Origin of the sequence: Paenibacillus tundrae, from assembly GCF_036884255.1 — a bacterium.
In the GTDB taxonomy this organism is placed as follows: domain Bacteria; phylum Bacillota; class Bacilli; order Paenibacillales; family Paenibacillaceae; genus Paenibacillus.
The window spans coordinates 964,462-990,880 of record NZ_CP145605.1 but is presented as its reverse complement, the minus strand read 5'-3'; the positions used below and the strand labels follow the sequence as shown (position 1 = coordinate 990,880).

The window sequence follows — 26,419 nt, the reverse complement described above, 5'->3', positions numbered from 1 at the left end:
CAAAATATTCACTTTTAAAAACAGTCTTATAGGCCCACTTGAATCCTCCTAGTTTATACAATTAATTATCAATATCAGGAAGTAGTTTTGGTGCACCTGGGTCCAAAGTCATTTTGAAATCGGATACACCATATAAACTTCATGAATAAGAACATAGAGAAGTAGCCGAAGTCCCTTTTAACAGGTACTCCGGCTATGTTTATGGCTTATCCCAAGACATCATTCTAGTTCTGCAATTGGGCAAGAATCTGAGGATCCTTGATTTTCTTATCTTCGGCCAGCAGCATAATCTTGGATAAAATCTCCGCAGTTCTTGGATCTTCATCCAAGAATGGCAAGAAAATTCGTCCACGATGCTGACTATGCACAGGTACAATGTGAAGTGCTCCTGTCGCTTGCTTGAACACATTACCGCTACCTAGATGAACAGCATATTCTCCCAGCTCACCATCAATACGCGCATAATTCCCGTCCAAACGGACATTGTCTATTTTCAGCAAACGAAGAGATTCGTTAACGATCACATGACGCATCTCAATTGTCGTCAAGCTTGCTTCTGGATCTACTCCGCCCACATGTGCAATGCTCACAACCAGATCAATATCTCGCATGACCTCAGAGAAGAAGATCGGTGGTACATCTTGTAATGCTACAGGCTTGTACGTTTTGCGATCATAGAATTGAACTGTCTCCAGCGTAGGTGACTCCGTATCAGCCGGGGAGAACCAGTCTGCCATCGCATACAGATTGGCAATCAGGTTATGCTCATAACTCACCTTCTGTAGACCTTCTTCATAACTTACTGTCCACTGGCGTCCTTTGAGCAGAGCCACGGTCTTTTGAGTTTGAATCTGATATCCAGCATAGCGCCGGGATACAGTACCATTCGCCAGTTCATCCTCATTAGGCAGATACAACTCTCGGAATACCTGCTTGAATGGCTGCCGCTCCTGACGGGTGAATAGATCACGTTGGAACTCACTCCATTGACCACTGTTATACAGATGTAACGCATGTGCAATCAACAGCTCATCTTGATCTGTCAGCGGGTGGATAGTGCCTTCCTGATCCACGTTAATTAGACCACCTGCCGATGCATCGAATCGCCCTACGTATTCACCGGTCTTGAATACAAGGTTGCTCACTAAAGGTCGAAGAACTGGATTCTGGAACAGACTCGAAATCTCTTCACGGGTAAAAGCAGTCTCTGATGTCATGGAGCGCTCAAGCTCCTGTCTAGCTCTGCGATACTGCTGTACCAGGTCTGATTTTAACTCCTTCAATTCAGTGATATATCCATCCTTCTTAAACCTCGCAGGTACAGACTTGAGTGTCTTCCCTTTGCTGATCAAGAGGAGATCCGACTGCCCTTCCTCATCAATAACCAATTGCGCTGTCGTCGTCTCATCTAGTTCATGTGGCTCAAAATAAGACTTCATCTCATCCAGCTTGCGGGCTTCCATATCCCAGATCAGACGTGTGATATCGGCGTAGCCTGCATTTCGAGCCAGATTACCCAACGCAATCTGGGATGCAGCTCCCTCGCTAGCACGTCGCTGTGCTCCGAATTGTTTACTCTGCATTAGAAACTTCTGAATGAAGTCATACCGTTCCCGTAGGTCTTGCTCCCGCTCTTCAGCAAATGGAATCAGACTGTACGTCAACAAATGATCCTTGTTACGCTTCTCTTCAACCGACTTCCGCATATCCTCGAGGCGCAGTTTCCCTAGCGCAGCATCTGCAAACAATTGTGATCTGCGATGATTAGCTCCGCCTGATATATACTTGGCACAATCATATAACAGGTTGAAACGTTCCTCACCTACAGCTGCGTACGCTTCTTCAAACCAAGCAATATCAAAAGCACCATCGTTGAACTCTTGTGGGGAAATTGGAGAATAGTGCGCCACAATCGTTTCTTTTTCCGCCGTAAAGCTCTCGTTAATGTGGGCATGGAAGTACCATGCTGCGCTACGCAGCCCTTCCCAGCCTAGATATTTCGCCACAATCTCCATCCACTGCGGTGCGTACATTGCCGCCTCAAGCAATTTCTTCTCCTGAATTGGATACCGTTCTAGTAGCTCGCGTAGAAGATCTTCATTCTCACCATCTCTTGGATGACATTTCTGAATTAGATAGCTGAATGTTTCTTTGCGTGTCGTGTTATTCCCGTAACCATAAATATAACCACGAACGAAGGTGTCCTGATCCATTGCGGAGACAAGATGCACCCAGTGCTCCATGCCTTCAATTCGATCAAGCTTCATCGCAAGTGTGCTAACTTCTGTGGATAGCTCACCCCGTGTTAATTCAATCTCCACAATACGGTTAACAACGGTATCCCGTATACGAACCAGCTCTGGATCGTCCGCAACACCCTCGGTACGGCTATACGTTAAATCTCGAATGAAGCCATGGCGATCTGCACCCGTCAACAATTGTTGATAGATCTCCTGATCATCAATTAAATCTAGTTTGTAAGCACGTAAAAAGTCTTCCAGCGATAACAAGTTTAACGGATGTGTATCTTTAACCAGGTTCTTCAATTGATAGGCTGTCTGGAAATAACGCTTAAAGCTATGGTCATCATAGATTCTGCCGTGTACAAGGTAATTCCATGGACCGGTTAAGATATGAAGCATACCCGTTTCCTTCTCCAATTGCTCCTTCGGCATACTCGCTATAATAAATGCCCATGCCTTCTCAGCAATCTCGAATGTATCCGCCTTGTCACTATCCTCAAAAGCAGCTGTAACGATCGCTTCCACTTGCTCGGAATACGTCAATTTCTCAAATAGTTCCTTCAACTGCTCGATATAAGATAGAGGATAGATCTGCTCTGCAAACTCCTTGCGCCAACCCTCCAGCAACGGAATCTTCCGCAGCTCATCATATTCATATGCCTGACTATAATAGCTGTAGTGGTCGTCCAAATTTTTATTCAGATTGTGGAATCGCATGCTGAAAACGAGCTGTAGCAATTCCTGGTGATCCAGACCATTATGCTTAATGAATTCCTCCCACACCTCATGTAATGGGAATTGCTCCATTAAAGGCATTTCATTACGTTGCGTATAAGGAACCGTCGAGCGTAGGTTAGCTCCGACCAGAAGTGTTTCTTTGTAGCCCGCGTAATACTCCACTTCATATTCCACATCTCTATGCTCATGCACCAACGCATCAAGCGCACCAAGGAATTGTTCCGCCTTTTCCAAGGAAAGGGTGAACATCTCCTTCACATTAAAGCTACCGAAATCACGCTGCTCTTCAAGCAAAGGCTGCTTCCGTGAAGGATCGAACAAACCAAATCCATTTGCAGCGGTATACTGACTATTCTGCTCGTTCAACTTATCCAGCAATTTCTGCTCCTTAGCTGTCGGGGCTGTGATCAACTCCGCTAATGGCTGTAATTGGTTTTGTTGTGATGTTCGCTCCGGATCGGATGCGATCTCTGTCAACAATTCAAGCGCACCTAGACGCTGCAATTCACCTTTGGCAGTCAGAAGCCGTTGCAACGCACTCTCAAGCTCATCTACAGGTTGAAGCAGAAGCACCTGTATGACCTTCTGGCGTAGTGAACCAGTCTTTAATTTGAGCAAAGCCTCAAGTTGCTTCATTTCCTCTGTCGTTAAGGTAAGCTTCTTCAGTTTAAGAAGCGCACTTTCACGGTTCGTCATACTTTTATCCGATAAACTACCGAGGATAAACTGTCGCTGTACCTCCTGTTGAGGATCTTGTAAAAATAGAGACAGAAGCTCCCCTCTCAGATCGGCGCTGAGCTTGTCTTTTAACGCAACCACTTCGCTAATCCATTCCGGATCCATATCGTAGGCTGCTAAATAGAGCATCTTCTTCACGACATCATCCGCATCAATACGATACTGAACAAATTCAAGAACGCCTGACGACCCTCCCGCGCCTGCCTGAGGAATGACGTCTAACATCTGCTTGAATAGATCAAAATCCCGTCGCCGTACAGCTTTATCTGAAAATACAGGTAGAGGCCAGACATACACTCTGCGCTGTTGATCTCCATCTTCAAACCGACCCCAGTCATAGGTGTACATCGCATCGTAATTTTGGACAATCCAGTGCATTAACTCTATGTCATGTCCACCAAGATACTGACGCGCCAGACTTAATCGCAGTTCTCGGTTCTGGCTGTTCGCAAGCACATATTGAGCGACGATCTGTTGATATAATTGGCCTTGATCCATGATCTGGATCACCTTAGCTCCCAATTCGCTCTCTTCAATTACTGCCGTAGCCCAGAGACTAATAAACAGTTTGTTTGCGTTATCTTCCAGTTGCCATGCTGCGCGTACTTCAGGATCAACTAGAGCCTCGTAAGCCTGCGTTATAAGCTGGGTCGCAACTCGTTGATTAGCCGCTTCAATGCCAATACCTGTCCAGACAGCAAGCGCACGCACCACCGAGCTGAACCGGATCAGATTGTTGTCGATGATAATTTTTAATATGTATACATACGCCTCAATCGCACCTTCATCCATACGCTCAACGATACTCTGCCGCAGTCCCTCCTGCAGTCTTGCAGCAACCAGCAGTTCACCCACCATCTGATACGCTTCGGTCTGGTTACTCAGTACAATGCCTTTAATCATCTCGCCGCTCAACAGTGCATTCTGGTTGTCTCCATAGATGATGTCATGTAATGCCTGCTTCATTTCGCCGTTATCATGATCCAGCTCATAAGCAATACAATCAGAGAGCACCCATCGAATTTCGTATTGGTAATCGAACTTGTATTCACGAAGCGACACATACTCGGTGAGAGAGAATGCACGGATTTCCATACGGAACAGTCCGACTAGCTTGCGTAATACTTGACCCATATGCAGTGCAGGATCAGCTGTACGGAACGGTCTGCGTTCATAGTTGCTACTGTATGGATACTTCGGTGCTTGCTCCGCAATATAACGGAACCGGGCACATAGTTGCTCACTTGCCACATGTCCCAGTATGTCTAAAACAGGCTGGAATAGCGGGCGACCAGTAGCTGCCGCCAATTGTAATAAGGTATGTCGCATATTTAAATAGAGCTTTTCGTCTTCACGCAAATAACCTAATCCAGCCAGTTCTACAACATAAGCAGCCAACTCATGCTGTTCCTCAGGCAATGATGCCGCCTTTTCCCGTAACTCGTTCAGATATCCCTGTTCCTGCTCTTGCTGATTCATCGAATTCTCCTCCTTTAGATACGTCCTACCACAATCGACCTGCAAGCATGGTGAACCGGATAAATACTAGCTCATCACCCTCACGCAGTGTTAACGGCTCATCCAATTGATGTACTTCTTCTTCATTAACAAACACTTTATATAAACCATCTTCATGTGCTAACACGGCCGTTTCGATTGCCTGCTGCAACTCAGGAGTTCCTTCATTATTAACCGCCCCAAAGCCCACTTTTCCCGCAGCTCCCTGGGACTCAATCTCTTCAGGCATGAGGTATGCAAGCCATTCTACCTGGTTTTTCTTGTCCTCTAGCGCCTGCACTTGCAGCGTAACCATATTACTAATAAGTTGTCTCAGCGTGCCCGTTGTTTCCGGAAGTTCGGTAGCTTGTTTGGCGAGAGCAGGTTTTCGTTTGCCCAAGCTCTTGACTGTGACCCATACATTCACTCCGCCTCCCCCTTCCTATCTATTAAATATATCCATTATCTCATTGATCGGCCCTTGAGTGCCAATTACAGAGCTAGATTACGAGACTACCTTATCAAAATCAAAATAATGCGTACATATGTGCCCCTATTTAGTATGATAACCAAATCCTTCTTCACATACATGAGTCATTTCTCACGTTTTATATGTAACCTATGAACTACCTCATAATCTAGCAAAAAATAAAGAAGGTCCCCTCTTTGCAAGGAAACCTTCTGTTCATTTACACAAAAATGTATATCATACCAAACGCAAAGGACGGATCGTAACGGCTGCCGTCTTGAAGCCGGGCATACGGCAATACGGGTCCAGTTCAGGTCTTGTAGCTCTATTCACATTCTGAATGCCGCCCCAGTGCATCGGTACGAACAACGTATCTTCACGAATATGCTCCTTCACTCTGCTTCGAACCGTGAAGCTACCATAGACAGATTGAACCTCTACCCATTCACCATCCCGAATGCGGTGACGAGAAGCCGTAGTTGGATGAAGCTCAACAAAGTTCTCCAGCTCGCGTGCTTCAAGCGTCGGGCTTCGATGCGTCTGTACGCCGGTAAGATAATGCGGAAGCACACGCCCATTCGTGAGAATTAGCGGGAATTCTCGGGATACTTCATTCCAACCTGGACTCGCCTCTGCAGTAAAGGAGGCTCTGCCATCTGCGTGAGCAAAGCGTTCAGCAAATACTAATCCTTCTCCCGTGTTCTCCACTGACGGGCAAGGCCAATAGATCCCTTTTTCATGACGTAGTCGTTCATACGTGATTCCATAATAATCAGCAACGCCTCCCCGGCTGGCCTCTCGCAGTTCATTGAAGATCTCCTCGGCAGACTGGAATTGAAAATACGAAGCCTTGCCCATCTCCGCAGCGATGCGACATAAGATGTCCCAATCATGAAGCGCCTCACCCGGTGCTGGTACCCCCTGCTCACGAAGTAGAACACGGCCTTCTAGATTCGTTAATGTCCCCTCGTTCTCCAGATATGCTGTAACGGGTAGCACCACATCAGCCATTCGTGCTGTATCCGAGAGAAACATATCTGCCACGACTAGAAAATCCAGCTTACGCAGACCTTCTTCCACCAAACGTACATTAGGGTTCGACACCACTGGATTGGATCCCATCACGAATAAACCACGAATCTTCTGATCATGAACCAGTTCCATCATTTCATAAGCAGAGACCCCTTTTCCCGGCAAACTCGCTGGATCCACACCCCACACAGATGCAACATAAGCACGATCTTGCTCATTTTCAATGGAGCGATAGCCTGGTAATTGATCGGCTTTCTGTCCATGCTCGCGACCACCCTGCCCGTTACCCTGACCAGTGATTGCGCCATAACCACAGCCGGGTTTACCAATATTACCTGTCGCCAGCACCAGATTCAGAAAATGCCGGACCGCCATATGTCCATCGGTCTGTTGTTCAACCCCACGGGCAGTCATAACCATTGCGGTATCCGCCTGACCATAAGCAAGCGCAGCCTGACGAATCTGTTCAAGCTCAATCCCACACTTGGCAGCAGCCTCTACCAGATCCATCTCCGCCAGTTCCTGTTGTAACTGTTCAAACCCATGAGTCCGATCCCCGATAAACTGATGATCTACATCGCCTGCATCTATAATTAGCTTCATCATAATATCTGCCAACAACGCATCCATTCCCGGTTTAATCTGCAAATGAAGATCAGCGATCCCCGCAGTGGCAGTCTTGCGTGGATCAATCACGATAATAAATGCCCCATTCTCTTTTGCCTCATTAAAGTAAGGAAGCAGTGTAGGCTGACATTCGGCAATATTCGTACCGGCCAGCACAATACAACGTGCGAGCGGAATATCCGATAAACGAAATGTTAGTCCCCGATCCATGCCAAACACTTTACTGCCAGCCGAAGCCGCTGCCGACATACAGAACCGTCCGTTATAGTCGATGTACTTCGTTCCTAAACCGATCCTTGCGAATTTACCGAGTAAATAAGCCGTCTCATTGGTAAGAGAACCTCCACCATACACGCCAATTGTGTCTACTCCATAACTCTCTTGCAGATGGCTGAACTTTTCCGATATGAACTCGGTTACCTCGCTCCATGAACTGGTTACAAGCTCACCGTTCCGACGGATCAGTGGATGCAACAAACGTTCTTTGCTGAGCGCATGTTGATGTGCATTCATGCCTTTGACGCACAGCCGTCCTTGTGAAGCCTTATTCGGAACCCCTTCGACGATGTATTCCGCTCGACGTTCACCTGTAACCGACCTAGCCACTTCACGCACCGTCATCTTACATTGCACACTGCAATAGGGACACTGCGTTTCCTGTACCTGGAGCATTGAAGCTGTCTTCTCCACATTGATAGATGGTGTCATCCTCATCCCGCCATTCCACTAAAATGATTGTGCACATCATTTCTGACCTTGTACAGCCGTTCTGCCATAAGATAAGACTGCGTCACGAGCATCCGATGCACTCGCTATCTCGGCGTTCTTTCTGTTCACCAGCTCGCCCTGCAACTGATAATCCAGCAGTATCTCTCGAATCGACATGAATCCTAGCCGCTCCGACCATGCCCACATCGGTTCGTCAAATCGCGCTGTCTGGCGATACCACTGAAGACACGCCGAGGCAAGCCTCACTGCATCCCCCACCGTTTCCGCAAGCCCTAACAATCCACCTTGCTTAACGGGCTGCTCTGCATGACCACCAACATATACCTCCCACCCAGCCGGAGAAGCTTGCAAACCTAAATCTTGAACAACAGGGCTAAGGGGTGACGACAGCCTTGTAGCTACCGCAATTCTAACTGGAGCAGGCATCGCCATACCTCTCCACGTCAGACGAAGTCGTTCAGTTAAGAGTCCATCCACATCTGACCTCGAAAGAGCATCATACAGAGCGTCATCACTGTACACGAGAGTCCCATGAGCTTGCTCTGCCCCGTAAACACCCCATTCACGATCCGAGTTCATACTCGCAACTCCATGTGTTAGTACTTGTGCATAATAACGAATTGCTGGTTCGCAAACCTCACATCCCGATGCTGTTTCCCAGCCCAACCTTTGCAGTAATAAAATCTTCTCTGACTCCCAATCAGTTCCATGTTGAATATCCAATGTCAGCTCGACCGAAGATTTTTGCTCCCGGTACATCTCTTCCATCGCACTCTTGAGTCCATCATGTCCCAGCGTTGTACAGCCACATATCGGTAGCTCTTTCTGATCCGCTTCGGTATCCGCAGCAGTACTCGCGCCGCCGTTCTTCTGGACATTGTGCGTGTGCTTCACCAGAGCTACGACCATGGGACGACATCCACCACATGATCCGGATGCTTTGGTTCGCTCCTTAACCTGATCTGCATTCTGTAGCCCATGCTCTTGGATCGCCTGCATGATCGCCGATTTGCTAACATTGTTGCAAGCACATACCGTGTCCTGTGCAGGTAATGCTGCTGCCGCTTTTTCCGCCGGATCAGGTTCTCCATCATGTGGTCGTAATTCAGCTACGTCAGCTCCCCGTTGAACAAGACTGAGTAATGCAGTTCCTTCTGTCGTATCTCCAAACAAAATAGCCCCTCGAACCTTGCCTGCTTGCATAAGTACCTTCTTATAGGTTCCCTGAACACCATCCAGCATCTGTATGGCTGTCTGCATGCCTTCACCGCTAATGTCACCTGCGGAGAAGACATCTACCCCAGATACTTTCAGTTGCGAATAGGGAATTGAGCCTGCATACGCTCCCGTTTCCTGCCGGCATAACGTACGAGCTAGAACCTTTCCTTGTTCAAACAATGGAGCAACCAGTCCATAACTGATCCCCCGATGCTCCGCACATTCACCAACCGCATACACATCTTGAACACTGGTACGCATAAAATCATCAACAACTATGGCACGATGGGTATAAATTCCACTCCGTCTAGCTAACTCGACATTGGGGCGAATACCTACAGCTACGATCACCACATCCGCTTCGAGCCTCGAACCATCCGTAAAAGCCAGACCTTGCGCTTGGGATCTGCCCACAATTTTCTGCGTATTCTTAGATAGAAGAAACTTCATCCCCTGACTCTCCAGTTCCCGCTGTAACATATCCGCGGCTTGGGCATCCAACTGACGGTTCATGATATAAGGCGCGTTATGAACGATAACCGCATCCATGCCAAGATGTAGAAGTCCTCGAGCGGCCTCTAGTCCAAGTAAGCCACCCCCAATAACAGCAGCCTTGCCGTATTGCTTCGAATATTGAGCCATGCGTGTACAGTCATCCACTGTTCTAAATGACATCACTCTCTCTTTGTCTACTCCCGGAATCGGTGGAATGAATGGGGATGATCCTGTGGCTAGAATCAGGATGTCATATGATTCCTTCATTCCAGATGCTGTCTCTACATATTTCTCCTGCGTGTTGATTCTTGTAACCGTCTCGCCTGTATGAAGCCGAATTCCATGCTGGTCATACCAGCTCCAATCGTTAAGAATGATATCCTGCACCGTATGCTCGCCTTGCAGAACCTTGGACAGCATGATTCGGTTATAGTTAGGCCTTGGCTCATTACCATAAATCACAATGTCATACGTATCCGGAGCAATGGCGATGATCTCCTCGATGCACTTCACGCCAGCCATACCATTTCCGATGACCACCAGCTTCTTTTTATCCATGAGCTACCCCCTACTCGTTCACACGCTGATAAAAAAACAGAAAAATCCCTTCTCCATCATTCGGAAAAGGGCACCGTTGCCTCCGGAATTCACACGCCATTGTGTGAATTCATATTAGATTCAGATTAAGTTAAAATTTAAATGATGTCAATAAAATTAACACAAAAAGAAGATGTGACATTAAAAATTAGGTAATTTTAAATTTCATGTAATTTTTGTTGACATACTCAATTTCCTTTTTTATAATTTGAATCAAAATCACAGTGCTGTGATCCTATCGGGTGCGGAAACACAATGACGTGTTACGCCAGTCGGCAAAGAGGCCGCAAATCGTTCAATGATCTGGACGATTTGTGGCCTTTTTCTATTGGATTACACACCACGTGTAAGAAATATTTTCAAATGGATGAGGAGCGATGATGGATGATGGAGAGCAAAAGTTTTTGGAAAAGCGGGCATAAGCCTACCCTCTTTGGCGCATTTTTGTATTTTGATATCAGCTTTATGATCTGGGGTATGCTTGGCCCACTGGCCGTTGTCATTGCCTTGGATTATCCGATGACTCCCCTAGAGAAGGCTAATCTCGTGGCACTCCCTATTCTGGGCGGCTCAATTCTTCGACTTGTACTCGGATTTATGTCCGATTATATTGGCCCGAAACGAACGGCTCAGATTGGTATGATTGTCACCATTATCCCCTTATTATTAGGCTGGTTATGGGTAGAATCACTAAGCCAGTTATATGTAGTCGCACTTCTGCTCGGTGTTGCAGGTGCTTCATTCGCAGCAGCCTTGCCACTTGCAGGACAGTGGTATCCGAAGGAACATCAAGGACTTGCCATGGGGATCGCAGGAGCAGGGAATAGCGGAACCGTTCTCGCTACATTGTTCGCTAACCGGTTAGCCACTCACTTTGGCAGTTGGGAAGTCGTATTTGGTCTAGCGATTATCCCCATCGTGATTGTATTTATCCTCTTTTCCATCTTCGCCCGTAACAGTCCGAACCGTCCTGAACCGAAGAAATTATCTCAATACGGAAGCTTGTTGAAGCAAAGAGATGCTTGGGTGTTCTGCGCGTTCTACTGTGTAACGTTTGGCGGTTTCGTTGGATTATGTAACTATCTGACCATCTTTTTCAATACTCAATACGGACTATCACCTGTTCGTGCAGCAGATATCACTACCTTTTGCGTTATTGCAGGCAGCTTCTTCCGACCTGTTGGCGGCTATCTGGCAGATAAACTCGGTGGGACACGCATGTTAACCTTCCTCTATACAGGAGCATGTATCATGCTAGTAGGTGTATCCTTCATCCCTCCACTTCCTGTAGTTGTCGTTATGTTATTCCTAGGTATGATGTGTCTCGGTGCCGGCAATGGTTCCGTGTTCCAATTGGTTCCACAACGGTTTGGCAATGAAATTGGACTCATGACCGGAATCGTTGGTGCAGCCGGTGGACTTGGTGGATATGCACTGCCTCTCATTCTCGGCCAGTTGTATAGCTCTTATCAATCGTACACGCCAGGCTTTGTCATCCTTAGTCTGATTGCTGCAGCATCCATGTTGTTAGTGCTGGTTATGCAATCCAAATGGCGTGCTCACTGGTTGAAAGGCTCCGTTACGAAACAAGCGGATGCTCCCTCCATGTCCTCCTAATGGCACCCGAAGATAGTTTGCGGTATGGCATGGGTTGGAAACTTTGCATACAAAAAAACAGCGACTGCCTTGTGTGGCAACGCTGTTTTTTCCTTTGTTTACTTGAATGTTACTTCTAATTACTTGAAAGTTACTTCGTTACTCGTCTTCGTTTTTTCGTTGTTTTAGTTAATTCGTCATTTGGTTGAAGAAATTCAACAACTCAAGCCCCAAACTTTTGAAACACTAATACCGCGTTATGTCCACCAAAACCAAACGAATTAGACATCCCGATGCTCATGTTGGCTTCTCTAGCTTCATTAGGGACATAATCTAAGTCACATTCAGGATCTGACTGTTCCTGGTTAATTGTTGGTGGAATAATCCCATGTCTCAACGTCTGGATTAAAGAGATCGCTTCCGCACCTCCAGCCGCACCGAGCATATGTCCAGTCATCGACTTATTCGCAGTTACAGGAATCCGGTAAGCCGCTTCGCCAAATAGCTTCTTGATCGCCCGGGTCTCGGAAAGATCACCTGCTTCTGTGCTTGTTGCATGTGCATTGATGACATCCACATGCTCAGGTTCGAGATGAGCATCCTTCAATGCAGCCCTCATCGCCAAAAATGCACCTCTTCCTTCCGGGTGGGTGGCAACCATGTGGTATGCGTCTGAACTCGCGCCATATCCGACAACTTCAGCCAGAATATGAGCACCTCTAGCAAGGGCATGAGACAGCGACTCCACCACGACGATTCCTGCACCCTCAGCCATAACGAAGCCATCTCGCCCTGCATCAAACGGACGACTCGCTGCCTTCACCTCTTCATTACGCGTAGATAATGCCGTTGCGTTAGCAAAACTCGCCAAAGCGACCTCAGTCACGGCAGCCTCCGTGCCTCCTGCAAAAATAACATCAGCTCCGCCATGTCGAATTAACCGAAATGCCTCTCCAATCGCTGTATTACCGATAGAGCATGCGGTCACTGGCGAGAGCGTTGGCCCCCAACAACCAAACCTCATGCTAATCATCGATGCCGCCATGTTCGAGATCATCATGGGCACAAGGGTAGGACTGACTCTTCCCGGACCTCGCGCAGTAAGCAGGTTGCTCTGTTCAACCAAGGTTTGAATTCCCCCAATGCCGGAACCAACATACACACCCACCCGCTCTCGCTCTAGCTTCTCCAGTTCTAGACCCGATTGCATTAAGGCCTGTTCTGCTGCTGCAACGGCAAATTGGGTGAAGCGATCCATACGGCGAGCCTCTTTACGTCCGAATTGCTGCTCCCCATCAAAATCTCGAACCACACCAGCCATTTTAGATTTATATTGTGTCATATCATACGTATCAATCATTGAAATTCCTGTTTTGCCCTGAACAAGGTTATTCCAGAATGTTTCCACATCATTTCCCAAAGGAGAGATAATTCCCATTCCTGTAATTACAACACGCTCCATCTTCTTTCCCTCCAGCATGTATACAAAATTAAGTTCGATTTAATATTGTCATGGGTGTTATCCTATTACAAGTTGTTGTTTATCCTAGTATAATGACCACTAGGATAATGGATTAGATGGAGGGTGAATTCGTGAATCATGACGCCAGGCTTCAAGCTCTATCCTCATTTATGAAAAACCAGCGTGCCAAAATATCGCCAGAATCCGTCGGTCTGCCTACGGGCACGCGGCGAAGAACACCTGGTTTACGACGGGAAGAAGTGGCTCAACTAGCTGGGGTAAGTACCACCTGGTACACCTGGCTGGAACAGGGACGGGATATCCAGGTATCTCATTCCGTGTTGGATAATATCTCGACGGCTCTCAAGTTAACGCCCGATGAACGCAAATACTTGTTCTCGCTAGCATTGGAACATCAGGCAGCAGCACATATTGCGGAAGAAGAACCGTTGCAGATCAGTCCACCACTACAACGGATTCTTCGCGATCTGGAGCATTGCCCGAGCATTATCTCTGATCGCCGATGCTACATTGTTGGCTGGAACGATGCAGCCAGACATGTATTTATCGATTTTGACCTCATTCCACTTGAACAACGTAATATGATTCGTCTGTTATTTGAACGTAAGGAGTTCCGCAGACTTGCGGTGAACTGGGAGCATTTTGTTAGCGGCTTTCTGGCGATATTCCGTGCTTACTATGGTCAGTATGTGGAGGATGAATGGTATAATTTGTTTTTGGAGGAGATGATGGATCAATATCCAGACTTTCGCACACTGTGGAAACAGAGTAGTGTCAGCAGTGCCCCTGACGTTCTCATTGAGTTTAGACACTCTAAGGCAGGCAAAATGTTATTTGACCTTACATCCTTGCAGATTCATGGCAGTTCTGACCTGCGCTGTAGCATCTATACACCGGCAGCGGACACAGCTACTGAACAGAAGCTTATGCATCTCATGGAACGTGATCCGAGGAACCTCGGCGGCTCAGTATAACCTGATTGGATGCCACATTTACACCAGTGTGGCTCTAGCCAATATCAAAATCAACTAGGATGAAAACTACATTTCGGAAAGCGTCCATCCTATCCTTGACATCATCCCCTCGTAAGTATAGATTATCAGGTAGATTAAGGTGAATTTAGGACAGTTAGCCCACTTCCACATCGTGGATTTTAGAAAGGAACATCATGACCAAAGTGCTTATAATAGAAGACGACAATATGTTAGGTGACACATTATCCCTATATCTTCAAGGGGAAGGATATGACGTAATTCGTGTCGATAACGCAAGAGATGGTCTTCTACAGCTTCAAGCGCTGCCTGATATCATTCTTCTTGATTTAATGCTCCCTGACCTGGGAGGTAAGAACCCTTGTCTGCTCATTCGAGAGCATACAACCACACCTATAATCGTCATCTCATCGTTAACCGATATCTCTGAACGAATTCGTTCCTTATCGGATGGAGCCGATGACTATGTGTGTAAGCCCTTTAGCATGCAGGAGCTCAAAGCACGCATAGAAGCTGTGCTACGCCGAACGGCAATACATCATAACTCCATCATGTCTAAAGAGCAGCCAGGAATCTCTCTGGATTTGGAACGCAGAACGATTCTGCTCAATCATCGGAAGATTGAAACTACATTTTCTGAATTTGAAATCATGAAATTATTTGTACTTAATCCAGGCCGGGTATACAGTCGCTATGCCCTGATTGAAGCCATTCGGGGTTTAGATGCCTATATTAATGATCGTACCATCGATGTTCACATTGCAAAATTACGCAAAAAAATTGAAATCAACCCAAAAAACCCCCAATACATTCATACCATCTGGGGGGTGGGATATAAGTTCACACCTTAATGTGAACCATCAGTTATATATCTGCTTCACCATGGCAAAGACGTAGTGATCACATCTATTTCTTGTTGCACCTTCTCTAGTTGTGCAGCCACATCGGCTCTAGGTGATAGATTAACTAAACATGTCTCTAGTTCAAGAACAAGCTCCAATAACCTTGCGGCATGCAGGTTTGCAGCAACACCTTTGAGTGAATGAACATTGCGAATGGCATCATCCAGCCGATGATATTGAAGCTGCAACTCTATCTTTTTTTGAAACAAACTGTACTCCGCCTTAAACTTCGTAAGCGCATATTGTAAGATATGCGGCTTATCGCCCATCTGATTGATGGCCTTCTCCACATGCATACCCCTGATCTCTTTCATTCCTCTCAGGTTGATCCATAGTGTTAATTTCTCTGCTATTTGTTGCTCATTGATGGGTTTAAACAAGATGCTATTCATACCCATTTCAAGGCATTTCTCATAATCACTTTGTAACCCATTTGCCGTTAGAGCAAGGATCGGCGTATGATCATACTGCCTAATCTGACGGATATGACGTGCTGTATCCAACCCATTCATTTCAGGCATATATAGATCCAACATAATGAGTTTCCATCTCTGTTCATCCAGCTTCTTCACGACCTCTTGCCCATTAGCCGCCAATGTGACCTCAAACCCCATATGTTCAAGTGTTGCACGTATGGCAAGTTGATTAATTTCATGATCTTCTGCCACAAGAATATGTCCCTTATGATGGATCTGGGAATCATCTAAATCATAGTTGACCCTTTGTTGCTCTATTGGCGCATTTCCCTGAAGGGTAAGCAACGCTTCGAACAAGCCTAGACGAGTAATCGGTTTGAACAGCATGAGATCAGGACGGCTTAAATTTCCCTCTTCCCAGATATCATGATCGCTGAACGGATGGGTATATCCGAGCACCTTAATCTTTGACCGATCGAGACTATTGATAAAGCGGTTCCAATCCGTTCCGTTCCCCGTCTCTATGATGTCCATATCAATCATAAATACCGTGTATGTGCGATCATGATCGGAAGTAAATTCACGACTTGCTGCTAGCTCAACTAGTTCAGGATATAACACTGCATGGATACCAAAGGAATGCATCATCTGAATCAAGCTTTCACCCAGCCGTTGATTGTCTTCAATGATCGCCGCACCCATCAGAGGCTGCAGTTGAGGATACATGCGAAGGAAGAAGTCCTCTTCCGTATCCGCCAAATCCAGTACCAACTCAAAGGAAAAACGACTATATGCTCCCTGTACACTATCCACTTGCAGGATTCCTCCTAATGAGCTCACCAGATGATAACAGATGGTTAAACCCAAACCGGAACCTCCATATTTACGATACGTTGATGGATCTCCCTGTGTGAAGGGTACAAATAACCGCTCCATATGTTCTGGTGCTATACCGATGCCCGTATCTTCTACAACAAACCGAACAACGGCCTGCTCAGTATCCAGCGATATGAGCTCAGCGTGAACAAGAACATGACCTTGCTCTGTGAATTTGATTGCATTGCTGAGTAAATTCAGCAGAATCTGTTCAAGTCTCACCGGATCACCATATACTCGCAAAGGCAGATCTGGATCTGTATTGAAGATAACATCAATATTTTTGTAACCCACTGCCGCGCCCGCTTGATCAGCAATGCCCTTGAAGAAATCTTCTAGAGAAAAGGGTACTCTCTCTATGGTAAGCTTGCCTGCTTCAATTTTGGAAAAATCGAGAATATCATTCACTAAGGTAAGCAAGGATTGAGATGACGTATTTATTTTATTCAAATACTCCATTTGCATGGTGTTCAGACCTGTACGTTGAAGCAATAATGTAAAACTGATAATGCCGTTTAGCGGGGTACGAATCTCGTGACTCATCCATGCGAGAAAATTACTTTTTGCCTGACTAGCCTCATCAGCCTTCAAGCGTTGAACCTGATCCGTAATATCATGAAATACACCCTTGATACGTTCTGTAGAGTTCGCCAGCTGAACGGGATGTAAGTGCACCCGATAGTGTTGTAACTGTCCATCTCCGAGCCTCAGGCTAAGCTCCATCTCTTGAGAAGACTGATTATACAAGGATTGTTGCAATAGTAATGACCAGTTCTCCAACTCCTCGATCGTGATCAAGTGCTCAAGCTGCTGTGCGAAGACCTGCTCCTTGCTTGTCTGAAGCGCATCGAGAAACCTCTGATTCACCGACACAATGCGTTTATTGGCATCAAATCCGACAAACCAATCCTGAGAGACACGCTCCAACGTTCGATACCGCTCTTCACTCTCTTGAACTCTTCGCTTCACGGCATGATGTTCCGTAATATCAAGCCCATGACCAATGATATACTTCACTTCGCCGTCTTCCAGTAGAGGCTGTATCTTCACAATTGCATAATGACCCCTATATTCAAACTCATAAAATAAGGACTCTCCTTGCCAAGCCCGCTCATATTGCTCCTTTAGAAAATCCATTTTTTCTTTAGGTAGAAGGCTTGTTCCTCCACGTTTGTTATTTTCCATTACGCTTTTCATGTCCAAGCCCATGCGGGAGAGCATTTCTCCTTCTAATACAACATACTCAAAATTAGCGTTTCGCTTCTGTATTTTAAAGGCAAAGCCAGTCTGCATACGCAGCATCTCTAGCATTTCCCGATCTTTCTGAATAACGAGTAGTCGATAATTATGATTTTGATTGAGGTAATGCAAAAATAATGAAACTAATAAGATACATGCATTCTGAAATGACAAATGAATGCCTAAAATGGGCAGAGACAGTGACTGTATTTCACCCACAGTGAAGACATACACCGAGTTCAACAGCACTGCTCCACATATCCATTTCAGCACAAAATGCCTAACATACTTAAAGACCAGATATATGACGATAACAAACATAATCTCAACAATTAAATATTCTAAATTACCGAATTGAGGGGTAATGCCTATAATCAATCTAAGGCTTAACATTAAAGCAAAGGTGACAAGCGCGGAAAGACCTCCACCAAAATAAGTAGCTAAAAAATAGACAATGGCCCTAAAATTTAATAACGAGCCATCGTTAATTTGGATACTAAAATAATATAAAGCCGTGCCAAGAATGCTATAAAGAACACCAACAACCATTCGATTAACAATGAAAGAAACACGTTTCGTACTCGTCTGGTTTAGATAATAATGTGTGAGAAAAACGAAGATCAGAATCAACGTAATATTCAGTACAAGATCGCGCAGCAATAGGTCACCGTCCAAATCGCGGATTCTGGTATGTGCATTCATGAATTTGGCTGGATTCACGTTTGCAGCTTCCAAGTTAAACAAATCATATTATGCCAATCTCTCTTAATCAATTAAACTATTTTTAATCTTACCCGAACCACGCCTTACTCACACAAATCATTGAAGATACTAATATAAAAGAGAGAGTCGTCCAGATAAACAGAGGTGATCGTCACTTCAGCTTCCCAAACTTCTTGGTTAGCTCTTGCAATATGGGCAACGCCAGACCAAGTCTGATTCCCTCTCCAATGTGTATCAATCTCTAGGCGAGCAGGCTGACCGATCATATGCTCCCTAACACAACCTGTTTTGGCCTCATAGATCGAGTTCACCTCCAGAATTACACCATGTTCATCAGTAATCATGACCGCATCCTCTAACAATAAAAAAGTTTTAAGTTCTAGTTGCATCGCAACTACCTCCCCTTGATGTAACATGATGTAAGCTAACTTATCCCTTCGGAGAACACTCCTATATCCTAATACGGGTTTAATATTTGAATTTCTGAATCATTCCTTGTAGATGCTCCGCCATGGACGTTAAGCTTCGTGCTGAAGATGAAATCTCCTCCATCGCTGCTAGTTGCTCCTCTGACGAGGCCGCAACTTCTTCGGACGTTGCCGCATTAGCCCCAGCAATACCTGCCAACTCTTTAGAGATCGCTGCTACTTCCTGCACACCTGCTGTAATCTGCTGTGACGTCGCTGCAATCTCTTCAATCTGTGGTGTTGTATCTCTCATGCTATTCAAAATGTATTCAAACTTCTGAATCGCTTCTGTTGAGATGGTCATACCATCACCAACCTCTGTGGTTACCTTTGCCATCATACGAACCGAGGCAGCCATATCCTCTTGAACAGCATTAGTGAGAGCCGTAATTTCGCTCACGGATTGTTGGGATTGTTCCGCCAATACGCGCACTTCACCCGCTACGACGGCAAAACCATTACCGTGTTCACCTGCACGAGCAGCTTCAATCGAGGCATTCAGGGCAAGCAAATTCGTCTTCTTGGCTATGTTACCGATCAGTTCTGTAATCGCAGAAATCTGGTTAGAGCGTTCATATAACGCCTGAATCAGTTGATTGGTCTCTTCTACGGTATTCTGGATGGAATGCATCTGGCTGACGGTCTGTTTAACCGCTTCCCCACCCTCTTCCGCCTGAACGGTAGTATGCTTCGCTAAGTCGGCGACACGCATAGAGCTTTCGGAAATGCGAGTAATGCCTACGGTCATTTCACTCATCGCTCCATGATTATGTTCGATGCCATTCGTCTGTCTTTCTGCACCGCTCGCAATTTCCTGGATAGCCCGTGCAACCTGCTCACTAGCGGCACTGGTGGATTCTGCACTCTGTGTCATTTCCTCTGAGGAAGCAACAACTTCACTTGCGCTTTTCTCGACATTTTGAATCAACAATCGCAGATTGTCCTGCATTTTCCCAAACGCATCACTTAGCTCACCGATCTCATCATGACTTGTACTAACAATCGTCTGGGTAAGATCCCCCTCGCTCACTTGGATCGCTTGGTCTTTCAGACGGCGAATCGGTCGAACAATAGAACGCATGACCAGCAAAATAATGACGCATCCTACAATAAGACAAGCTGAAATGATAATAATCATCCGATGCAAAATAGGTGCAGCCGCAGTGTCAATTTCAGAGGAATACATCGTTCCAGCCACTTTCCACTCTGTCGATGCGTTAGTATCGAAATACATAATTTTCTCGTCTTGTCCCAGTGTATAGTTGAATTGCCCTGAAGGATTCTCGTACACCTGTGTCCACAGATCCTCTGTCGCGTCTGTTCCAGCAGGCTGAGTTGGGTGATAAATATACTTTTTACTGCTATCCAGCAAAATCATATATCCTTCTTCCCCTACCTTAATTCCGCTAACCAAACCACTAATGTCGGTCAAATCCAGATCCAGCTCTACCACACCAGATCTGTCACGAAGCGCCTTCGCAATGGTGATGGTAACATCGTTCGTCTCAACAGAAGTATACGGATCACTTACAATAACTTCATCCGGGCTTCCCATCGCTTCGATATACCATGGTCTTGTTCTTGGATCATAGCCATCCGGCATATCGCCGTCAGACGACATGAGATACACGCCTTCCTCCGTCCCCAAGCCGATGGTTATAATATCTGGATTTTGCCCAGCATAGTCCTTCAATTCATCCACAATCGATGTCTCCGCATCTTCTTGACCCATTACTCCTGTGAGCTTATCTGCATAGAATTCGATGTGGCTACGCTTAGCATTTATCACAATATCAATGGTTGAATTAGCCAGGTTAACATTCTCTATCGCACTATGTAAAATTTGTTTTTCTATTTCGCCTCTCGCATTGTTATATGCTAATATTCCAACCAAGAACGAAGGTATGACCAAAAAAGCGATTAATGACAACGCTAGTTTAGCCTTAAAGTTTTTATGAATTTTGGTTAATGAAACCAACTTCCTCTTTTTTCTCACCAAGTTTCTCTACCTCTTCCGACATATATTTAGTTTAAAATATTTCTTTCCTTTAGATTTCCGTTCTACTCCTTTCTTCTAACACATGACAATGCTCGGTCTGCTAGACGCACTTCTTCCAACCCCCATAAATAGGTCTAACAACTGAAAAGCGACACCTTTCTCATCAAAAAATCTCTTGATTTCCACTTTTCCTAATGCTAAAGAACTATTTTTCAAGCTAATTATAAGAAAAAGTTATTAAATAAAGTAATCTAGCGATATGACTAAAATGTTAACTTTTTAAACACATATTAAGAAAACTGTCTATTACTCAACAGCCATCAAAAAAAGACCTGAGCATTAGCGCTCAGATCTTCTAGTTAATTTTATTCAATTGACGTGTTCAGATTCACACCTTATTCAAATGCCGGAATTGCGATATCTGCATAGTTTTCTTCGAAGAATGCTTTTACCTCAGGACCAGCCATACGTTTCGCCAATTTCTGAATGGCTTCGGAGTCCTTATTATCTTCACGAGCAACCAATGTGATGGCAAAATGAGAATCATCCTTCTCCGTGAAGAGTGCATCCTTCTTCGGCGTAAGACCCAGTGGGCTTGCATAAGCAGGTGTCATCGCAACCAGATCTGCATCATCCAACATACGAGCCAGCATCAGCAGGTCCACTTCTTTAAACTGGAAGTTCTTAGGATTCTCAATAACATCCGATAGTGTAGCATCGAATCCTACGCCCTCTTTCAACTTAATCAAACCATTCTGCTCCATCATGACTAATGAACGTCCTGTGTTCGAAGCATCGTTGGCAATTGCAACCGTTGCGCCATCCGGCAGTTCATCCATTGACTTGTATGTTTTGGAATATGCGCCGTAGATCGCATTGTAGATGGGTTGAACGCCGACCAGATTGGAGTTATGTGCTTCATTATATTGAGTCATATAAGGCAAATGCTGGAAGAAGTTAGCATCCACCTCTTTGTTCGCTAGCGCTGTATTCGGCTGCACATTATCGGATAAAACCACAACTTCCAGATTCACGCCATCTTCTTTCAACAATGGTTTAACAATGTCCAACACATCCGTCATTGGTGGAATCAGTGTAGCCACTTTCAATGTAACTTCCTGTGTTGCTTCGTTGTCTGTGTTCGTTCCTTCCGCCGCAGGTGCGGCTTCCTTCTGACCGCAACCGGCTACTACAAGCATCACTGCAAGCAGTGTAAGCATTAATTTCGCTTTCATTTCATCTTTAACCCCTTCATTATGTAGTCTGTGTGTGACATGTTCATTTCGACCTCATTATACGCTCAAGATCGACGATCAAGCCAGCGTGATAATCTGCTACCTGCATATTGAATCGTCTGTACCAAGATAATCATAATGATAATCGTAAATAACATAATATCCGTTTCGTACCGCTGGTAACCATACCGAATCGCAAAATCACCAACACCGCCTCCACCAACAATCCCCATCACTGTGGAGTAGGAGATAAAACTGATGGTCGCCGTCGTAAGACCCAATATAAGGCTTGATCGAGCCTCTACATATAGAAATTTCACAACAAGCTGTAAGGTTGATGCTCCCATCGATGTAGCCGCTTCAACCACGCCTTTGGGCACATCGAGCAAGGCCTGTTCAACGAGTCTAGCGTACAAAGCAATAGCAATCACTGATAGTGGAACAGATGCCGCAAGTGTACCGATGGACGTGCCCACCACAATCCGAGTGAACGGAATCATGAATACAACTAGCAGCAGGAAAGGAAACGAACGAATAATATTAACCAGGCTTCCGAGAATCGTAAACAACGGTTTGTTTTCGTATCGCTGACCCCTTCTGAACAAATATAGCAGCGTTCCCAGAGGCAACCCGATCAGAATTGCTGCCGCAATGGAGATGCCGACCATGACAAAGGTATCTCCGATCGCTTGCCATATCTCATCCTGATATTTGATCACGGATTCAGGTATCATTCTTACGTCCCCCTTGTTCCGTGTGACCTGAGACTGGGCCAGTCCACTCTGGCTTACTCTCCGCCTCATCATACAACAATAATGATGTCAGCATGTCGGGCTGAGGTTCTGGAATGCTGCTGACCTCTGCTTCAGATAAGGTTCTGATGATACGCCCTTCTCTCATCACCGATATTTGATGGCAGAGCCGACGTGCAACCTCCATCTGATGAGTAACCACAACAATCGTCACACCTAGCGTCTGGTTAACATGACGAAGTACATCCAGAATTCCACTCGTCGTCTGTGGGTCGAGTGACGATGTAGGCTCATCGCAGAGGAGAACACTGGGACGGCTCGCAAGCGCTCTGGCAATCGCCACACGTTGCTTCTGCCCGCCACTTAACTGTGCAGGATACTGCTTCGCTTTATCCTCAAGACCGACAAATCTCAAGACTTCCATGCCTCGGGCAGCCCGCTCAGCACGGGATGACCCACCTGCCAGCTCCAAAGGCATACAGACATTACCGATTACAGTACGATTGCTGACCAGATTAAAATGCTGGAAGATCATACCGATGGATTGACGAGCCTTACGAAGATGTTGTTCACTCATCCCCGTGAGATTCTGTCCATTGACAAACACGTCGCCTTCATCCGGTTTCTCCAGCCCATTAAGCAGTCGTAACAGCGTGGATTTGCCGGCACCACTGGCACCGATAATGCCATGGATCTTCCCTTGTCCTATCTCAAGCGAGACAGAGCTTAGCGCCTCGAACCCCTGATCTGCACGTTCGCCCCGCTCGTAATAACGTTTGCTTACTCCGTGTAATGAAATCATGGAGATTCCTCCCGCGATTAATCGTGCATGGTTCTTCGCGAACACATGAAGAAAGCCCGCACAGCCGATAACCGGAGCGCGAGCAATCCTGTTTATTTATAATAAATCAACATGCACTATGAGACAACCCTTAAGGCGCAACCTCTATTAATGAGCGTTCAAAAGGGATCATTATTGAACCATCTCTGTTAATAAGTCTTGTGATTTATATAAACTGAATCGCCCATTGGATGAGCCGATATAGACTTCATCTCCAATGCGGTTTATCGCTCCGTTCTTGGCCTGTCGATCTCTATGCTCTGGCTGGCCTGTAACAATATCATTCACCCTGCCTATCAGTTCCCCGTTTTGCGCGTTGAAGACGAGCAGATCTGCCCCCATAGGCAGCAGTAACTGATCATTAATGAGCGTGTAACTCCCCTGATTGATAGGGTGCCGCACCGTTCCTAACGTCTCTTTAACACTCCAGCGCAATTTTCCCGTCTTATAATCCAGTGCAGCAGGAGAGCCATTCCGGATCACGTATACGTGATCCCCATCTATCAGACCACGTTCAATCTTAGCGTTCACACTCCAACGTTTCTGGCCACGCTGTGGATCATAGAGTGTTGTTGTGAAATCTTCGTATTCACCGTATTGATGCCCGTGTTTATTTTCACGAATCAGTACCATACCATCGTTTAATACCTCGATCTGCTGTTCGTGTTTAGCAGGGAAATGTTCCCGCTTTTTGCCTGTATTCAAATCCACCAGCGTCCACTGATCAGCGAGCAGCATCCAACGTTCAGGTCTTGGGCTCTGAAAAGGGTCTATACGATATATCCCATCAAAGTATGGATTGTTCTCTGGGTGATCTACTGTAGACTTCTTAGCTACGATATTCCAAACGACACGTCCTGTTAACGGATCAGCCGCCGTGAGTTTTCCTTTATCCCAATACAGCACATATGGATCTTCTGCACGCTGGTTCAACAACTGGTAACCTTTGTTAAGCTTGCGTGTCCATAATACTTTACCATTCTTACTATTCAGTACGGATAGATGCCCACCATTTGAATTTTCGCTCAGACGACGATCTACAACAACCACATGCTTAGCTGCCGTTATATAGTTCACTTCATATCCCTGCTTAGGATTGAATCCCCACATCACCTGACCATCATTCAGTCGGAGATGACGGACACGATCATTGTAGCTTTTCTTATCCGAATCATAATCTGTAAATATGGTAACATGCTCACGTTCAATATCCATCTGAGCTTGCTGTATACCATAACCGGCATTGACCTCCCACAGCTTCTCTCCAGAATGTCGATCCAGAGCATACATTGAACTTTCGTAATGGTTACCACTTAATCCACCATCGTCACCTTCCATTAAAAGCACATCCTCATTCGCTGCCTGTAAGAAGGTATAATTAATTCCGCCCTGATTCGTCCAGATCGGCTTCCAAGGCAGTGTAGCTGGCAGCACTTTGGCGTCTGTCTTGTTCGTGTATTCATACTCTTCACCGGTATTAAAATAATACTTATCCCAACTGTACGTCTGTCCATTCTGTAAAATACGCCACTCTGTTCGAGCGATCTTGCCGGCCTGGCTAAAGGTTACAAGAAACTGACCATCCTTTCGCTCATACCGCCAAGTCTCGCCAATACTCATCTTCTGGCCTGTATCGGAGAGATTGGTCGAATGTTCTTTCCAATCCGGTTCACCAAGCCATTGCTTCACCTGCTTCGAAGTTACTGACTTATTGAACTTTAGAAAGGTTAGATGTCTGATCGCTGTAGTAGTCAACGCCGAATTCTGCTGAAGCCAACCATCCTTTATATTTTCATGCTGGTCAATATCCTCTGCCTTAACCCAGAGCAGTGGCGGAAGGTAATCCAAACTATTCTTCGTCCAGTTGCGCGGCGTTATTGAGACACCATACCATCCATTCCATTTTTTTATTAGAAATGCTTCTTCAGCACCGATTGGCCAGCTTGTTTTGCTCCCTGGAGATAAATATAATTTACGGCCTGGATGCAGTTTAAAAGTCTGTGGATTGACCGCTTCAACACTGCGACTCTCTTTCGATGCATACCATGCTGGGAACCACACCGTTCCCCGATTCTCATCCTGAACCCGAATCCATTCCCCTTCTGTAGACCGTACCTTCCATTTCTCCATGTGGGTCGTGTACGATTGCAGCTTCACGCTGTCCAGATCTTCACGGCGTTCTACTCTCTGGATGAACAAAGGTGTATTGGGCACAACCGTCACGGCTTCTCCCTGTTTATAATTAACTTGGGTAGGCTTAGCTTGCGTTACTGTAATTGAGCTTGGTTCTCCTCCAACATCCGTGCGATTATCCAGTAACCCACAGCCTGTAACGAGCATGAGGGATACCCCCATTACTGTAACCCATGGATACCTTGCATTTACTCCGTTTGGCCCAATCTTCACGATGTTCACTCCACTCAAATAGAAGTTATTTCCATTAAAGACGTTTTGAACAAAGAAAAGTTACCCATTGAATCAAAATTAATTTCGCTGCTCACTTGCATTCTCTTGT

15 protein-coding genes are annotated in these 26,419 nt (G+C 45.7%); 3 read left to right on the top strand and 12 right to left on the bottom strand.

The annotated features are described in order from the left end of the window. Positions 1 to 224: 224 nt before the first annotated feature. From V6W81_RS04345 to nirB, 4 genes are all read right to left on the bottom strand, one after another. Positions 225 to 5,198, bottom strand: a complete 4,974-nt coding sequence (locus V6W81_RS04345; RefSeq protein ID WP_338541728.1) for a DUF4132 domain-containing protein — start codon at positions 5,196 to 5,198, stop codon at positions 225 to 227. 25 nt (positions 5,199 to 5,223) lie between these two features. Beyond that, on the bottom strand, positions 5,224 to 5,643 hold the full coding sequence (locus tag V6W81_RS04340) for a hypothetical protein (protein WP_338541726.1): 420 nt from the start codon (positions 5,641 to 5,643) through the stop codon (positions 5,224 to 5,226). Between the two features lie 279 nt (positions 5,644 to 5,922). Continuing rightward, positions 5,923 to 8,052, bottom strand: coding sequence for an assimilatory nitrate reductase catalytic subunit NasC (nasC, locus tag V6W81_RS04335; RefSeq protein WP_430701045.1), 2,130 nt, complete (start codon positions 8,050 to 8,052; stop codon positions 5,923 to 5,925). 36 nt (positions 8,053 to 8,088) lie between these two features. Then, a complete protein-coding gene (gene nirB / locus V6W81_RS04330; RefSeq protein ID WP_338541723.1) occupies positions 8,089 to 10,344 on the bottom strand; it encodes a nitrite reductase large subunit NirB in 2,256 nt (751 codons plus the stop codon). Between the two features lie 426 nt (positions 10,345 to 10,770). Between nirB and V6W81_RS04325 the strand changes: the two genes are divergently transcribed. Further along, positions 10,771 to 12,000 (top strand): nitrate/nitrite transporter, encoded by a 1,230-nt coding sequence (locus V6W81_RS04325; RefSeq protein WP_145049560.1) that lies wholly within the window; start codon positions 10,771 to 10,773, stop codon positions 11,998 to 12,000. Between the two features lie 202 nt (positions 12,001 to 12,202). Here the strand turns inward: V6W81_RS04325 and fabF are convergent, their stop codons facing one another. After that, positions 12,203 to 13,441: a beta-ketoacyl-ACP synthase II gene (fabF, locus tag V6W81_RS04320; protein WP_338541721.1), complete on the bottom strand. Its 1,239-nt coding sequence runs from the start codon at positions 13,439 to 13,441 to the stop codon at positions 12,203 to 12,205. A 131-nt stretch (positions 13,442 to 13,572) separates the two neighbouring features. On the opposite strand from fabF, the gene V6W81_RS04315 reads away from it, so the two are divergent. Both V6W81_RS04315 and V6W81_RS04310 read left to right on the top strand, forming a co-directional pair. Continuing rightward, positions 13,573 to 14,436, top strand: coding sequence for a helix-turn-helix transcriptional regulator (locus V6W81_RS04315; RefSeq protein WP_145049176.1), 864 nt, complete (start codon positions 13,573 to 13,575; stop codon positions 14,434 to 14,436). Between the two features lie 194 nt (positions 14,437 to 14,630). After that, positions 14,631 to 15,305 carry a response regulator transcription factor gene (locus V6W81_RS04310; RefSeq protein ID WP_056692644.1) on the top strand — a complete coding sequence of 225 codons (675 nt, stop codon included), beginning with the start codon at positions 14,631 to 14,633 and terminating at the stop codon, positions 15,303 to 15,305. Positions 15,306 to 15,331: 26 nt separating this feature from the next. On the opposite strand, the gene V6W81_RS04305 is transcribed toward V6W81_RS04310, so the two are convergent. The 7 genes from V6W81_RS04305 to V6W81_RS04275 form a co-directional block, all read right to left on the bottom strand. Next, entirely contained in the window at positions 15,332 to 18,607 is a 3,276-nt protein-coding gene (locus V6W81_RS04305; protein ID WP_338541718.1) for a response regulator, read from the bottom strand. Between the two features lie 86 nt (positions 18,608 to 18,693). Further along, complete coding sequence (locus V6W81_RS04300) at positions 18,694 to 18,999, bottom strand: hypothetical protein (protein ID WP_145049172.1); 306 nt, start codon at positions 18,997 to 18,999, stop codon at positions 18,694 to 18,696. 79 nt (positions 19,000 to 19,078) lie between these two features. Further along, positions 19,079 to 21,073, bottom strand: coding sequence for a methyl-accepting chemotaxis protein (locus V6W81_RS04295; RefSeq protein ID WP_338543936.1), 1,995 nt, complete (start codon positions 21,071 to 21,073; stop codon positions 19,079 to 19,081). A 398-nt stretch (positions 21,074 to 21,471) separates the two neighbouring features. Continuing rightward, complete coding sequence (locus V6W81_RS04290) at positions 21,472 to 22,311, bottom strand: MetQ/NlpA family ABC transporter substrate-binding protein (RefSeq protein WP_307219227.1); 840 nt, start codon at positions 22,309 to 22,311, stop codon at positions 21,472 to 21,474. Positions 22,312 to 22,376: 65 nt separating this feature from the next. Next, on the bottom strand, positions 22,377 to 23,045 hold the full coding sequence (locus V6W81_RS04285; protein ID WP_338541713.1) for a methionine ABC transporter permease: 669 nt from the start codon (positions 23,043 to 23,045) through the stop codon (positions 22,377 to 22,379). Next, positions 23,035 to 23,865, bottom strand: a complete 831-nt coding sequence (locus tag V6W81_RS04280; RefSeq protein ID WP_338541711.1) for a methionine ABC transporter ATP-binding protein — start codon at positions 23,863 to 23,865, stop codon at positions 23,035 to 23,037. The genes V6W81_RS04285 and V6W81_RS04280 overlap by 11 nt, the downstream gene beginning before the upstream one ends. A 171-nt stretch (positions 23,866 to 24,036) precedes the next feature. After that, on the bottom strand, positions 24,037 to 26,310 hold the full coding sequence (locus V6W81_RS04275) for a PQQ-binding-like beta-propeller repeat protein (protein ID WP_338541710.1): 2,274 nt from the start codon (positions 26,308 to 26,310) through the stop codon (positions 24,037 to 24,039). Between the last annotated feature and the right edge of the window lie 109 nt (positions 26,311 to 26,419).

What these genes read in the sequence shown, in the direction of transcription:
- V6W81_RS04345 (WP_338541728.1), bottom strand. Translation starts at nt 5,198, where the DNA reads ATGAATCAGCAAGAGCAGGAACAGGGATATCTGAACGAGTTACGGGAA.
- nasC (WP_430701045.1), bottom strand. Translation starts at nt 8,052, where the DNA reads ATGACACCATCTATCAATGTGGAGAAGACAGCTTCAATGCTCCAGGTA.
- nirB (WP_338541723.1), bottom strand. Translation starts at nt 10,344, where the DNA reads ATGGATAAAAAGAAGCTGGTGGTCATCGGAAATGGTATGGCTGGCGTG.
- V6W81_RS04325 (WP_145049560.1), top strand. Translation starts at nt 10,771, where the DNA reads ATGGAGAGCAAAAGTTTTTGGAAAAGCGGGCATAAGCCTACCCTCTTT.
- fabF (WP_338541721.1), bottom strand. Translation starts at nt 13,441, where the DNA reads ATGGAGCGTGTTGTAATTACAGGAATGGGAATTATCTCTCCTTTGGGA.
- V6W81_RS04310 (WP_056692644.1), top strand. Translation starts at nt 14,631, where the DNA reads ATGACCAAAGTGCTTATAATAGAAGACGACAATATGTTAGGTGACACA.
- V6W81_RS04300 (WP_145049172.1), bottom strand. Translation starts at nt 18,999, where the DNA reads ATGCAACTAGAACTTAAAACTTTTTTATTGTTAGAGGATGCGGTCATG.
- V6W81_RS04290 (WP_307219227.1), bottom strand. Translation starts at nt 22,311, where the DNA reads ATGAAAGCGAAATTAATGCTTACACTGCTTGCAGTGATGCTTGTAGTA.
- V6W81_RS04285 (WP_338541713.1), bottom strand. Translation starts at nt 23,045, where the DNA reads ATGATACCTGAATCCGTGATCAAATATCAGGATGAGATATGGCAAGCG.
- V6W81_RS04280 (WP_338541711.1), bottom strand. Translation starts at nt 23,865, where the DNA reads ATGATTTCATTACACGGAGTAAGCAAACGTTATTACGAGCGGGGCGAA.